The organism is Bacillus cereus G9842 (assembly GCF_000021305.1).
GTDB lineage: Bacteria > Bacillota > Bacilli > Bacillales > Bacillaceae_G > Bacillus_A > Bacillus_A thuringiensis_S.
Map to the genome: position 1 here is coordinate 3130823 of NC_011772.1, position 15225 is coordinate 3146047.

The following is a 15225-nucleotide window of genomic DNA, read 5'->3' on the forward strand; positions in this document are numbered from 1 at the left end:
CTTAAGTTTTATAAAAAAAGCTTATGGAACCTGTAATTCCATAAGCCGTTCTATTTGATTGGATGTTCAACAATAAAGGACATCCAGCCATCTTTATATTCTGCATGTATATTACCATCATGAAGTTCAACAATTCTTTTTGAGATAGCAAGTCCCAGCCCATTTCCTTGATTATTTTTTCTTGCCTTATCACCCCTGAAAAACCTTTCAAACAATTTATTTGGATCGCTAACAGGCGATCTCTCGACTTTATTTGATACTTTTAAAATTGCTTTGTTATCCATTAATTCAAGACATATGAATAATTGGGATGGTTTCATGCTGTACTTTATCGCATTCATAAACAGATTTTCATATACACGTACCATTTTTTCTGCATCTATGAAGATAGGTATTATTTCTTGTGTAATTGATTTTTGAACGATTAAACTTTCCTTTTCAAATATAGGAATGTATTCTCCAACTATTTGCTCCAACAGACCTGATAAATCAACTTCATTAAGATTTAACTTAGCATCTATGCCTGATAAACGAGTATATTCAAACAGCTCATCAATTAAATATTTCAGTCTCTGTGACTTTGAATAAGTGGTTTCAAGGTATTCCTGTAATTGTGTGTTATTGTTGTATTGCCCTCTTTTTAATAAATCTAAATAACCAATAATAGATGTCAACGGTGTGCGTAAGTCATGAGATACGTTAGTTATGAGCTCATTTTTTGTACGTTCTAATCGTCTTTCTTGTTCAAATGTATTTTCCAATTCCTTAGACATATAGTTGATATTTTTAGCAAGTTGGGTCAATTCGTCCTTCCCCTTAATCCCAATTGTTAGACCTAGTTTTCCATTGGCAATATCATTCACGTTATCAGAAATAAGCTTCAAATATACTATTTTCTTTCGAACCAATATCAAAAAAAGTATAATAAAGGTAAAGATTGCGAACGCGAATAAGAACAACATTGCGACATTGAATTCAAACATACCAAATTCTTCGTGTTTTATAAATAATGGATCTATGACGTATGCCAAAATGAGGATTGTTAAACCAAATGAAATAAAAAAACTAATTGCAACAGCACCAAGAAGTTTTATAATGATCTTATTTCTGAAACTAACATTCTTCATATTTTATACCCAATTCCCCAAACAGTTTTAATGTAAATGGGATGTTTAGAATCCTCTTCAATTTTGTCTCTTATTTTTGTAATATGCACCATGATGGTATTGTCTGATTTATAAAAAACCTCTTTCCAAACTGCTTCATATATTTTTGCTACACTCAGGACAATCCCTTTATTGCGGGCAAGTAGTTCGAGAATAGCAAACTCTTTTGGAGTTAACCTTGTTTCTTTTCCTCTTACCCATACTTGACGTGTATCTGTATTTACGGTTAAGTCACCAATTTCTAGAATGCTTTTATTATGTTCTACGGACGTATTGTATTTTTTAAATCTTCTTAATTGGGATTTCACTCTAGCGATTAATTCTAATGGGTTAAACGGTTTTGATAAATAATCGTCTGCACCAGAGGCTAGGCCCTGAATTTTGTCTATATCCTCAGATTTTGCAGATAGCATAATGATAGGCATATTGCGATCTTCCCTAATTTTCATACATGCTTCAATGCCATCCATATTCGGCATCATAATATCTAAAATAACCAAATCAAATTCCTTTTCTTCTAACAGTTGTAAAGCTTGTATAGCATCTTCTGCCTTTTGAGTTTTTAGGCCTTCATTTTCTAGATATACAGAGATAAGATTTCTAATCTCTTTATCATCATCAACAATAAGAATTTTTGACTCCATATTATTCCTCCACATTAAATGCAATAAGTATTCAATAAAGCATATATTTGTTGTTACTTAGTTAATAAACTTAATAGAGATGGTTTCTATCTTTTTTCTTTACTTAAGACGATTCTTTGTAAAATACACAAAAAGACCGTCACAGTATTGTGACGGAAAAACAGGAAAACTTCAATAACTAATACTATTATTATTTATTTTTAGCTTTTAAGACACCCAGCGCTATTTTGGTTGCTTCTGCAATAAGCTTATCATCGTATTTAGCATCCTCTTTATCATGATTAGAAAGTATCGCAAGAACAATTGGCTTTTTATTTGGTGGCCAAATAATTGCGATATCATTTCTGGTTCCATAAGATCCCGATCCCGTCTTATCAGCTACTTCCCATCCTCCTGGAACTCCAGCACGAATTAAGTTGTCTCCCGTAGTATTCCTTTTCATCCAATCTATTAATAAATCCCGTTTCTCAGTTGAAAGTACATCTCCTAGCGCAAAAGCCTGAAGACTAGTAGCTAATGCCTTTGGGGTACTAGTATCATGTACGTCTCCTGGATGCACTTCGTTTAACTCTGGTTCAAAACGTTCAGGATTTGTAACGGTATCTCCTATTTCTCTCAGTGATTTTTTGAATTCACTAGGTCCACCTAATTGTTTAAGAATAAGATTTTGCGCAGTATTATCACTATATCGAAGGGAAGCATCTGCAAGCTCTTTCAGAGTCATACCCCTATCAACATACTTTTCTGTAATTGGATTGTAATTAACAAGATCTTCACGAGTATACAAAACTCTTTGATTTAGATCTTCTATTGATTTCTTTTGTAAAAGTACTCCCACAGCTAAAGCTTTGTGGGTAGATGCGTATGCAAACCGTTTATCTGATTGATACGTAACGATTTGATTCGTATCAGTGTCCAATGCATAAATACCGAGTTTAGCATCAAATTCTTTTTCAAGTTTAGCAAAAGAATCATTACCGGTAGTTTCTTGTTTGGTTTGATTTGTTTGTTTTGTTTGTTTCGTTTGTTTAGGTAATTCAGATTGAGTATTGCCATCGGAACAGCCTATAAGCGTTGCACATGAAAGGAATACTACAGGTACCACCTTTTTGTAATGTAAAATGTTAAAAAACTTGTTTAAGACTATCATACATTTTCAACCTCTTTCAAGAATATATGTTTTTTTAGGTGTTATACATATCGATACAATTAAAGAGTGTATCGGATATCACTCTCTTGCATCTCACTTTTCATAAAATGAGTGAACTATCATGAACCCCTGTTTTATACGTATACTTAATAGACAACCTAAGTAACAAGTTTGTTCCATTTTTATCAGTAGTCGTATCTAGAAACCTAAAAAAGTCCATTTAGAAAATCTAAATGGACTTTTTCACTCATATAATCCTATCTATAGTTAAACGAATAAGATTAAATAAATTTAATTTTTCTTATTTTATCTAATAAACTGTTTAGGCATTTCTTTAACGTGCTTATCGTCATCACGCCAATCATAGGTTTCTTTCTGTGAAACATCTAAAGTTTGATCTCCAATTCTAACAATATTCTTATTTACCCATTCAATATCTGGATCTGTATCTGGATAGTTCCAATATATATTTTTCTCTGAATCTGTATCAAGGTTAACTAATTCACCCCTAACAGCATCCGCACTTAATGATCCTGCATTATGAAAATAAGTCTTGATGAGATATTTTCCATCTGGAGATTTCACTGTTCGAATGAATTCCCCTTTTGGAACACCTTGCAAACTAAAAAATTTCCAATATCCAAACCCAATTATAATTACTAACATAGTAATTATAGTTAGTAATACTTTTCTTTTTGTTTTTTTTAATTTCACCTTTTGTATTTATAATACTCATTCAACTCCATTCCATAGAACTAATACTATATTATACCATTAAATAAATGGTATAATATATCAAAAATAAAAATCCTCCCGTAATAGTATTATAAAAAGGGCATGTGATGGTCTCCCTATTTATAAAGTGAAACTTTAATCCCACTCACCAATCGGGCTACCCGTTAATGCGGGATAAACATGAAAATTCCCCTTTAAGAAAAATATAAAAAATCAGACAGTATACTTGAATTGCTCTTCGCAAGAGAATATACTAATAAAGCAGGCTATGACGTTCCTTCCTTCTAACTTCTTTGACCAAATAGGGATGTTACTTTCCTGCTAAACACATAGGCTATGACAATTCTTCCTTCTTTGTAGAAATTTCAAATTGTTTTAGAGTTGTCAATTTCCTATGAAAATAATTAGACTATAAAACCTCTTTCTTCTTTGGGATTGAATAAACTTTAGTTTATCAACCATTGATGTAGAGGTTTTCTTTTCTTAATTAACAAATTACCACTTAACAACTAAATGTTATACCCCTAATTTTCCACTAAAAAATAGCTATGTACCCTCAGTGCATTTCTCTATAATTAGTGTGTTTATGCATGTAAAAATAAAAATCTACCACTGAAAGGAGGACAGTCAGACTATTCCCCTCTTTTATAAGGAGTGAATAGCTGGCGTTCTCATGAAAAATTCTATTTACATAAGAAGAAGTTTGAAAGTAATTATAAAAAGAGAAGAAAATAAACTACCGAACATTTATTTAGCCACTGTTTTAAAAAACTTGGAAAGTTTAGGATTTACTTTTTCCGAGCCTTTAATAGAAGAGTTGCAAACACTTTCGGTTGATACATTCACATCGTTTTACAAAGAGTTGGTAAAACATTTAAAAGAAATGGTTGGTGCACATATTCAGTTTGCTCCTATGTATCCAAACTTTCCGCAACAAATGATGGATTTAAGTGACGCTGATTTATACATTAATGCTATTATTCATTATGTGACGTTGCGCCTACCTGTATCAAAAGTAGAAGAACGACTTCCTCTTTTAGATAGCGTTGATTTGAAAGTTATTAACTTAGGAAGTGAAGAAGATTTCAATCAAATGATTTCTCAATTGATTAGTGCAAACAGCTCTATTTCCTCAACTGATAAGACAGATGTAGAATGGGCTATTACACACACTGAAGATGTTTCCTGTTTTCTACCTAATGTAATTCCTCATAAGGAAAATATGTCTTTTATAATTGGAGTTTTATTAATAAACAGAAAAATATCAGCCGATGCTGCTGCAAAGTATTTTAAAACAGCAACTGATGTTCTTCGCCTTGCAGTTGCTTTATCTGAAGGCGATGTGAGTTTAGCATCTTCCGTTCGATTCAAGAAGTTTAACCGAGCAGAAAGACGCTTCCTTTTAGGATTGTTAGAGCAATGCGGAAACATTACCGAAGATATGCTTCGATACAAAAAACGTTGGATTCGTCTAGGTGAAATTCTTCATCCAGCAGAATATCATACTCGTTTCCCAAAAACCCACCGAGCATTTGAGATTCTTCGCAACAACATTAAAGTTGAAACATTTAATGGAAAAATAGAAGCAGCTTTGTTGAATCGTGATATCATGACAGCGAAAAATCTTTTAAAAACTCGCCCTGGGGAATTTGCCAGACGCTTGGATCATTTAATCCGTTTATGTAGTGATAAGTCAACAGATGTTTTCCATATTCTCGAAGAGTTTCTAAGTATAATAGGAGACGTTTCTACTCCTGTATTACTTCAACTCACAGCTCATTTTAAGCATCGAAATGATAAAAATGAATTTCGTACCTTTTTTCCAAAGGGAAATGTAGCAAAAGCTATAGGTATTGAAAATACACTTCCATTTATCTCAAAGGATATTTGTTTAATGATTGTAAAAATGTGTGAAGATACTTTAAAAAATCGCTTCGCAAAACTTCCAAGTCTCGGAAAAGTATTTTTGGATGAACAGTTAAAAAATCACTTAGTTCCCTTCTCTCAACGTTCAGCCAGCAAAGCGCTTCGCACATTATCTCGAGGAAGTAAAGTAGATTTGCCAGAAGGAGATACGATTCGTTTTTTCCTATGGTGGAAAGAAGGCTATGTGAATGGACAACATACAGGACGCGTTGACATTGATTTGTCTGCTGCAATGTACGACGAAGATTGGCAATACAAAGAACATGTATCCTTCACGAACTTACGTTCAAAAAATTTCAAAGCCTACCATAGCGGAGACATTACTTCTGCACCAAAGGGGGCATCTGAATTCATTGATTTCGATATTCCGTCTGTGCTGAAATATGGTGGACGCTATGTAGTCATGACTTTGCTTTCTTACACAGACCAACCATATAAAGATTTACCAGAATGCTTTACTGGTTGGATGGTTCGTCAATATCCTGGTTCAGGTGAAATATTTGAACCTTCTACTGTTCAAGATAAAGTGGATATTACTGCCGACACCCAAATCTCTATTCCAGTTATCTTAGACTTAAAGGAACGAAAATTGATTTGGACAGATTTATCTCTTACAAGAGATCTAACTTATGATAATACCATCGAGGCGAATCAAAAAGGTATGATACTAGTTGGAAAGGCTTTAACTAATTTAGTTAAACCGAATTTATATGACTTGTTCCGATTACATATTGAAGCTAGAGGTGAACTCGTTCAAGACATCGAAGAAGCAGAAACTATTTTCTCTTTGGATAAAGGGATTACTCCTCTCGATATTGAAAAAATAATATCTGATTTTATAGCTGACCCACAAGGCTAACTACATTACAAACATTGATAATGTGTGGAAAATATCCATGTATAATGTCTATGTGAAACAGGACCTGATAGATGCATATCAGGTCCTGTTTTTTATTTAGTAGATACTAAATAGGCCGGTTAATCATTATTCAGCTAAATACACGATACTAATAAAGTGAAATTTATTCGAAAGAAGTTCATTAGTTAATACGTATCTAATTAAGAAACATTCATATACCAGCCCAAACATCTTTTCCATATCGCCCTTCATCTTGCACACGATCCAACCAATTCCTTGCTTCTTGTTCACTGACTTCATGAATTTCTTGATATGCTTGACAAAGGGTATCTTCTACATCCGGAGCCATTTTACTGCCATCACCACATATATAAAGATGAGCTCCATTATCTAATAACGAAATTAAATTGATACTATCTTGTTTTATTAAATGCTGTACATATGTTTTGGGATGTCCCTCTAGACGAGAAAAAGCTGTGTGTAAAGAGATTAATCCATCTCTTTCATCATTTTCTAGCTCTGTACGATAGAGATAATCTTTTTCAGGATGACGACAACCAAAATATAGATGCGCTTGTCCTAAATTAATACCTTTTTGCTTTTGAACACGACGCGCTTGCAAGAATCCACGGAATGGTGCAACTCCAGTACCTGGCCCAACCATAATAATTGGTGTTTCTGGATCTTTAGGTAATTCAAAGTTTGATTGTGGCGTTCGAATGAAACAAATAATCTCATCTTTATTATGACGCTGAGCTAAATAATTAGAAGCGACTCCTTCATATGTCCCTTCTCCACTCCATGCAGGCGCATTAACAACACCGACCGTAATGCTCAGACGATTCTGTGCAACAAGTGGAGAGCTTGAAATAGAATAGTAACGCGGTTTGAGCGCAGGAAGCAGTTCTAAAAAGCGTTCAAATCGGATTTCACAAGCCTCATACTTTTCAAGAAGATCCAACATTGAAATACGTTTCTTTAGTATTTGTTCATGATAGACCCCTTCTTCTAATAATGCTTCCAATTCTTTTTTATGAGGAGGGCATGCTGTGAATGTTACCATTTCCCGTATTTGTGCACGAGTGGCTGCTTCTTGAACTTCGACACTATAACTAAGAAGGTCCAATAAACTAACAGGACTGTCTAAAGGTATGTGATTTATACTTCGTCCACTTGCACTCAGTATGACTTGATCCTTTCCGTTTAATCCAAAGCGTTTTAAAATTCGATTAACATTCTTCTCGCTATTAATTGGCAGCACTCCAAGGTGGTCTCCTTCTTGATATGTAGCGCCTTCTGGCAAGGATACCTCGATATGTCGTGTACTTCTATCGCTGCTGGATGATTGGAGTTCACGATTTTCTAGTATAGTTGCATAAACTGCTTCATATGTTCGTGCAAGAGGAGATCCTCCAAGACGACTGACAAATTGCAGACTCAAAGTACTACGCTCTTTCTCCATATTTTTGTTAAATTCCAATCCAAATGCCTTCATCGCATCAGACCACATGCCTTGTTTCCATTGCTCGAGCTGTTCCTCAAAATCACCACTTGCATCTGCTTCTCCGCGTTTAGAAAACCTTGTTGCTCCTTTTTGAGCCATCTGCTCATCAATGTATCTTGGAATCCGTTGATAGGTACTAGCCCAATTATGATCTCCACAACCAAAAACTGCGTATTGAACACCTTTTAGCTCATCTGGTTTTAGTTCCTCCAACCATTGCACAAACTGTCCTGCATTACTTGGCGGTTTTCCATTATAAGAAGAAGTTACAATAAGAACCGCTCCTTCTTTCGGTAGACTTCCAATTCGATCGTTAAGAGCTACCACTTCCGTTTGAACCCCTTCTAAACTAGCTGTATCTGCTAATTCTCTTGCAATACCTTCTGCTACACCTGTATCCGAGCCGTACAGAACAAGAAGTGAAAGATTATCAGCCCCAATAATAGAAGGTGTCTTCTGAACGTGCTGCTTAATTTCATGGTTTTTCAGCTTGTCCTCTGTAGGTGCAAGAACAGTAGGATGACTAATAGTTTGTTTTCGGGGTAGAATCCTAATCTTAAAATCACCGGGCTTTAGCGTTAATGTTTGTTTTACGTCCAGCTGATAGTTTTGATAATCGATTAATTCAAAATGTTGAAGAAGCATTCCCATTACAAGAGTGGCTTCATGAAGTGCAAATTGCATACCGATACATGCTCTCTGGCCATTTCCAAATGGCTTATAAGCATGATGAGGAACCTTATCCAGCTCTTCAAATCGTTCAGGTTGGAATTCTTCCACATTGTCTCCCCATGCATCTTTATCCCTATGCAGCTGTGGAATAAGAACAGAAATACGATCTTCTCCTTTCTTAATTGGGTATTTCCCGCCAATCACTGTATCTTCTTTTGCATAGAGACTGAATGCTGGAGCGGTAGGCCATAGACGTAGCGATTCATTTAAAATCATCCGTATATACTTCAGTTTCATAACTTGTTGGTATGTTGGAGTAGGATCTGTCAAAATACGGTCTACTTCTTCATAGGCTTTTTTTAACTTATCCGGATTCTTTAATAAAAAGTAAATTGCAAAAGATAACAATCCACTTGTTGTCTCATGCCCAGCTATTAAAAAAGTGATAATTTGGAAACGAATGTTTTCATCATCTAATTTTTCACCAGTTTCCGGATCCTGTACATTTAACATACGGGAAAGTAAATCATTTTCTTCCTGATCTCCACTACTTTTACGTTCAGCAATAATATTATCTACTAAAGAAAACATAGATTGGATATCATGCTGAAATTGACGTTTCGTTCTCCACATGAGTTTGTCTTCTATATCCAGCCGCTGCAATTGGTGCATTGCCTCATCTAGAGCACGGCTCATGCTAGTGATAAAAGGATGAGGGGTCTCACGATAAAAGCTATTAAATCGGTAATTAAAACCACATAGACCAATTGTATCTAACGTAAGGCGAGTCATATCCTCCGGAACATCTACGTCTTCATTCGGATTAAGCCGTGCCCATTTTTGAACGAGTTGTACAGCAAGATCGACCATCATGGCATGGTAATCTTTCATTGCCCGTTGGCTAAATGTAGGCATCAAAATATTATGAGCTTTTTTCCAGTTAGGCTCGTGAGTCTCGCTAGTAAATAATCCGTCTCCAGCAAAGGCACGAACCTTTGCCAAAGCACCCTCTATGCTTTTATCGAACCGCGTTTCGTCACAAACTTCTGCTACCAGTTCATGTCCAGAAACGACAATTATGGCATCACTTAAAGTTTGAATTCGAAAAATGGGACCATACTCTTCCGCCAGCTTAATAAACGATAGAGTCGGTTTATCTTTATCGATTAATGGGAGATTACCCAGCGGTCCATATGTTTTCGGCTGGGGAATGGCAGATACTTTTTTTTCCATTTAAAACACCCTTTCAAAAAAGCATGAAATAGCATATCCCATTTAATAAAGAGGAAATAGCAACTAATTGCCTGGGATACAGATATGTAATTGATTACCTTATTTTATCTTTTCCCTAACTATTCATGATTATGATATTGAGTATAAGCTTGGCAATTAGATTTATAAATTGTAGAAAAATACTAAATTAAAATGAAGCGAATAAATATAATTGGATCCTTTTAATATTGGCGTTAAAAGATAAGCTAAAATTATAATGTTTATGAGAATTTGCAAACGGATCTCATCTCTTGCATTTGTTTATAAAACGATCATTTTGATTTATTTTCTTCTAAAACACCCCAAAATAGAGAAGTTGACGAGCTTAAGATTGTAGTATTCGAAAAATCAGTAGTTTAGTTAAACCAATACGATAAGCAAGTATACCGTGTTACTAATGAAAGAGGACCTGATATGAACGTCAGGTCCTCTTTCACTATATATAATTATTTCACTGCTTCTTTCAGCTCTTTTCCAGCTTTAAATATCGGCGCCTTAGCAGCAAAAAAACTTGTAGGAATCATTATCTAGCGTTTTATTCTTCTCTACCGATTTAACTTCTCGACAGCTTCCGCACTTGTATCTACACGTTTAACGAAAAAAACTAATAGTAGTGCAACAACATTCATGCCAAGCGCTACATAGAATGAATATTGAATTCCGGATAATAAAGCCTTCTGAGTTAACATTGCCTTCGTAGCCTCTGTGAAGGTTGTTGGATCTACATCAGCCATTAGACTTTCAGCTTTTGTTTTTGTTACAGAATTCATAATCGTAACAAGAATAGCAGTACCAATCGAACCGGACACTTGTTGAGCTGTATTATTAACAGCTGTACCGTGCGGATTTAAGCGCGTTGGCAATTGATTGAGGCCATTTGTCATAAGTGGCATCATCACCATCGCCATCCCAAACATCCGCAATGTGTAAATAAGAATAATATGTGTGTGACTAGAATCGAGTTGCAGATTTGCCAGCATATAAGTTGAAACGGCTGTAATGGAAAGTCCTACTATACCAAGAATCCGAGGGCCATATTTATCAAATAGTTTACCTGTAATTGGTGACATAACCCCCATTATTACCGCACCTGGAAGCATCATCAGCCCAGAGCTCAGCGGTGAAATACCGCGGACGTTTTGTACATAAGCTGGTGTTAAAATCATCCCCGAAAACATGGCCACTGCGTTGACAATTGCAATTACAGACGCAAGTGCAAACATTGGGTACTTGTAAACACGTAAATCCAATAACGGCTCATCCATTTTTAATTGGCGGATAATAAAAGCAATTAGGGCAATAGCGCCTATGATTAAGGTTGTTAAGACAACTTTATTTGTCCAACCATCGGAGCTTGCAGAACTGAATCCATATAACAAACCGCCAAAACCGACAGAAGATAATAGTAATGAGAGATAATCAAGTTTTGCATTTTTGTTTTGTTTCATGACATTCTCAGATTTCCAAATCCCTAACAGTAAGCTAATGATTGCTAACGGTAAAATCATTTCAAAAAGCAAACGCCAGTCATAATACTCTACAATATAACCTGATAGTGTCGGTCCAATTGCTGGAGCTGTAATCATAACTAGTCCAAAAATCCCCATTGCTGTTCCCCTTTTTTCTCTTGGAAAGCTTACTAGCATAATATTCATTAACAAAGGCCCCATAACTGAAGAGCCTGCCGCTTGAACCATCCGACCAGTAAGTAATAAACCAAAATTCGGCGCTACAGCTGCTAAGGCAGTACCAAGAATAAAAATCACCATAGATGTAATGAATAGGCTTCTATTCGAGAAACGCGTTATTAAAAATGCTGATGCCGGAATTAATATACCACTTACAAGCATATACCCTGTAGAAAGCCACTGGATCGTTGAATAATCTTGAATGTCTAAATCTTTCATTATTGATGGCAAGGCTACATTTAAAAGCGAGTTATTTAGAAATGAAACAAATGCCCCAATAAAAAGGATTACAAGCATTAAATATGGTGGTTTTCTTTTATGTAATGTTTCACTCATATATTTAATTGCCCCTTCATTATAAATTTCATTGATTCGTTTAAATCGTTTACATATTTGCACAAGAAAACATTACCCTTGCAGTATTTTGCCAAACTCTTCGAATGGATATTCTCTTTTTAGCAATTCCACTTGCCCAACATAACATTTTAAAATCTTTTTTTGATTAAACCTTTATAAAAACGTTTGTTAACGGAATTTAAATTAGGCTGAAATATATAAAAGAAGCGACTGAAAATACCCTTCTAAAATAAAGTGAAACTTTAAATCAACAAGGCCACACACCCATTCCTTTAAATACAGGCTTGTAGATCTAGTTATGTAACCATCCATAAAAAGGAATATTACATAGGCTAAGTCTAACATTACATTTTTAAAGTGAGGAGAATAAGCGTATGCACCAATATTGGTATTTGAATTCAAAGGGAAACGGGGAACAATATACTAACCAAATTTCATTATATTCACAGCCCGAAATAACTAAATCTGAGGTAATGAATGATTTGAAGATTCCTGAGAATTGGAGTTACCGAGTCTATCCAGTTAGTTGGGATTCATCAGCCAATTATACGGGATTCACTCCCCAACCCCCTCCCTTCTCTTGGGGGCAGCAGCCAATTAATTATACAGGGATAATACCACAAGGTCACCCTGCTAATTGGACTCCATTACCAGGTCATGCAGGTTTTAATTTTCAAAAACCTCCCTTCCCCTGGGCGCAACCATTCAATCATACAGGGATGTTCGCACAAGGTCATCTTGCCGCTTTACTATCGCCGCCAGCCAAGCCTTTTCATTTCAATACCAATAACTCGGGTGTTTTTGGAAATCCTTCAGGATGGGGTGGTCCGTGGGCCCCAATGGGATGGGGAAATACCGGAGGTAACGGTCAGCTTGGAATGCTTGGAAACTTACTTACAGCAGGAAAAGGCACCATGAGTGGAATAGGAATGATTAGTAGTCTAATCGGGATGGGGAAGTTCTTCTTTTAGTTAATTAGAACAGGAGAATGTGGCTGTAGCTTTAATCAACCACATTTAAGGACAGTAATCTCCCACCTAACTTCCTAGCATAGCATTCGCGGAAATTTTAGGTGGATATGTATTGTTACAAGTTACTGTTTTACTTTGAGTGCTCCTTTACTTTCTTATCAAGTGCCTTACTATAAGCATCTTTGTTTTCCTGCGATAACTCATAAATTGCTTTTTTCCAATGCTCTCCGTCTACACCTGATAAAAATTCAGTACCTTTCATTGTAGCTTCTTGAACCTTCTGTTTATCTTCTTTACCAGCATCCTTAATTAACTTCGTTGCTTTTCTTGCCTCTGTTACCCCTTCTTGTATGGATTTGTGAATGTCTTTGTATGTATCAGGTACTTTTATGTGTTCCATATTGTCTAAAATTTTATCTATCTCGTTTGATGTTTTTAAAACAGCTTTTGCTTTTTCTTTGTCCTTTAAGGATTCTCCTAAGTTTAGTAATAGTTCATCCTTCTTAAATTGGAACTCTACCACTTGCTCACATATGTAGTACGGATACTGTTGTTCGGAAAGTACTGTTTTCGTTATTGCTTTACTAGTTTGCTCAGTCTTATGAGTAGAATCTTTATCTCCTGCCTCGCATCCGACTAACAGCATAAATGGAACTGCTAACGTTACTAGTTTCTTTGCTCTCATTATGTATTCTCCTTGTAGAAATTATTGTAAGTAATTAACATATCAAACTATAACATACATTACATTATGGTTCACTTCCATTACGCTTTTAAAATGCAAAATAAGAATACACCCCATAAGCCGCAAATAAGATTAATAGAATAGAAATGCCGAGTACTGTATATAATCCATTTTAAATTTGAATTCATATCATCCTCCTACCTCTCAATAATTCCAGTATATAACAAAAAAGCATTGGATACCCAATGCTTTTACACTTACGCAAATAAAGACGTATTCGCATATAAAGCTGGTGAACCACCTGAATGTACGAATAAAATGTTGTCTTCTTTATTAAATGTACCTTTTTTAATTAAGTCGATTAATCCCGCTACCGCTTTACCTGTATACACTGGATCAAGTAAAATACCTTCTGTTTTCGCAAGTAACTGAACTGCCTCTACCATTTCCGGCGTTGGTAACGCATATCCTGTCCCTACATATTCATCAAAGCACGTAACAGCGTCACGCGGGATAAAGTTTGGAATACCAACGTGTGCTGAAGTTTCATCTACAAGTTTTGCTACTTTCTCTTCTTGCTCAGCTTTTCCTCTACTTACGTTGATTCCAATTACAGGAATGTGGCTTTGTGTTCCAGCAAAACCAGTAATTAAACCAGCGTGCATACCAGCGCTACCGCTTACGCAAACGACTGTACTGAAATCAATTCCTTGGTCAAATGATTGTGCCATAATTTCTTGCGCACAAGCAACGTATCCCATTGCACCAGTAGGATTTGATCCACCAACTGGTATGACATATGGTGTATTACCTTTTTCACTTACTTCTTTTGCTACTTTATGCATTTCTTCCATCAGGTCTGCTCCGTTTGGTACAACAATGACATTTTCAGCACCTAATAAGTGATATAAGAAATAGTTTCCGTTAAAGTCTGGCTTCTCTTCTGGTTCAAGCCCTTCTTCTAATACAAGGATACATTTCATTTTTTCTTTTACCGCAGCTGCCAGTGTTAGACGGCAATGGTTTGACTGAATACCACCAGCTGTAATTAACGTATCTGCACCATTTTCCTGTGCATCTGCAACTAAAAATTCTAATTTTCTCGTCTTATTGCCACCAGCTGTTAAACCAAGTAAATCATCTCGTTTAAAATAAATAGTCGGGCCACCAAGTGCTTCAGAAAAGTTGTTTAACTTTTCAATTGGTGTATATGATTCTGTATATTTTTTTCTCGGGAATTTAGCTAAATTCATTGTAACGCTCCTTTTGTACTTCTTTCACAATATATGTAACGTTACTATTATTACACGTAAAAATGGTGAAGTCATCTTTCTGGGTTAAAAATGTATTAGAATTTCGTTTTGATAAGTAAAACCGTATTAATGATTTTAACTTAATTACGGTACATGAAATTTATATCAACGATTTTTTAAATATATCGTTCATTCCTTACAATATATCAACGATTTTTCAAATATATCTATCGTAACTTGCAATATATCAACGATTTTCTTAATATATCGATCTATCGACAAAAAACGACAGACAGGCAACCCCTTTCTCATCAACAAAAAAAAGAGCCCACACATTCAAATG

Annotated in this window: 10 protein-coding genes; 2 read left to right on the forward strand and 8 right to left on the reverse strand. The window is 35.5% G+C overall.

The window, feature by feature from the left end; all coding sequences use genetic code 11:
* Window positions 1-50: 50 nt before the first annotated feature.
* The 4 genes from BCG9842_RS15695 to BCG9842_RS15710 all read right to left on the reverse strand — a co-directional run bounded on the left by BCG9842_RS15695 (window position 51) and on the right by BCG9842_RS15710 (window position 3626).
* Complete coding sequence (locus BCG9842_RS15695) at window positions 51-1127, reverse strand: sensor histidine kinase (protein WP_000800283.1); 1077 nt, start codon at window positions 1125-1127, stop codon at window positions 51-53.
* The gene (locus tag BCG9842_RS15700; RefSeq protein ID WP_000444081.1) at window positions 1124-1810 is read right to left on the reverse strand and encodes a response regulator transcription factor; all 687 of its coding nucleotides are present in this window, start codon (window positions 1808-1810) and stop codon (window positions 1124-1126) included. Before BCG9842_RS15700 ends, BCG9842_RS15695 begins: the two co-directional genes overlap by 4 nt.
* A 190-nt stretch (window positions 1811-2000) precedes the next feature.
* Window positions 2001-2960 carry a class A beta-lactamase gene (gene bla, locus BCG9842_RS15705; protein WP_000636471.1) on the reverse strand — a complete coding sequence of 320 codons (960 nt, stop codon included), beginning with the start codon at window positions 2958-2960 and terminating at the stop codon, window positions 2001-2003.
* A gap of 306 nt (window positions 2961-3266) precedes the next feature.
* The gene (locus BCG9842_RS15710) at window positions 3267-3626 is read right to left on the reverse strand and encodes a DUF5412 domain-containing protein (RefSeq protein ID WP_015945844.1); all 360 of its coding nucleotides are present in this window, start codon (window positions 3624-3626) and stop codon (window positions 3267-3269) included.
* Window positions 3627-4368: 742 nt separating this feature from the next.
* Here BCG9842_RS15710 and BCG9842_RS31035 point away from each other — a divergent pair.
* Window positions 4369-6480, forward strand: coding sequence for a TerD family protein (locus BCG9842_RS31035; protein WP_000798033.1), 2112 nt, complete (start codon window positions 4369-4371; stop codon window positions 6478-6480).
* A gap of 211 nt (window positions 6481-6691) precedes the next feature.
* Here the strand turns inward: BCG9842_RS31035 and cypD are convergent, their stop codons facing one another.
* The gene (gene cypD / locus BCG9842_RS15720) at window positions 6692-9889 is read right to left on the reverse strand and encodes a bifunctional P-450/NADPH--P450 reductase (protein ID WP_000412781.1); all 3198 of its coding nucleotides are present in this window, start codon (window positions 9887-9889) and stop codon (window positions 6692-6694) included.
* Between the two features lie 584 nt (window positions 9890-10473).
* Window positions 10474-11952 carry a DHA2 family efflux MFS transporter permease subunit gene (locus BCG9842_RS15725; protein WP_000005102.1) on the reverse strand — a complete coding sequence of 493 codons (1479 nt, stop codon included), beginning with the start codon at window positions 11950-11952 and terminating at the stop codon, window positions 10474-10476.
* A gap of 395 nt (window positions 11953-12347) precedes the next feature.
* Here BCG9842_RS15725 and BCG9842_RS15730 point away from each other — a divergent pair, with 395 nt between their 5' ends.
* Window positions 12348-12944, forward strand: a complete 597-nt coding sequence (locus BCG9842_RS15730; RefSeq protein ID WP_000554431.1) for a hypothetical protein — start codon at window positions 12348-12350, stop codon at window positions 12942-12944.
* 130 nt (window positions 12945-13074) lie between these two features.
* On the opposite strand, the gene BCG9842_RS15735 is transcribed toward BCG9842_RS15730, so the two are convergent.
* Together BCG9842_RS15735 and BCG9842_RS15740 are read right to left on the reverse strand one after the other, a co-directional pair.
* Window positions 13075-13629 (reverse strand): hypothetical protein, encoded by a 555-nt coding sequence (locus BCG9842_RS15735; protein ID WP_001201794.1) that lies wholly within the window; start codon window positions 13627-13629, stop codon window positions 13075-13077.
* 257 nt (window positions 13630-13886) lie between these two features.
* Window positions 13887-14882, reverse strand: a complete 996-nt coding sequence (locus tag BCG9842_RS15740) for a D-cysteine desulfhydrase (protein WP_001046612.1) — start codon at window positions 14880-14882, stop codon at window positions 13887-13889.
* Window positions 14883-15225: the final 343 nt, after the last annotated feature.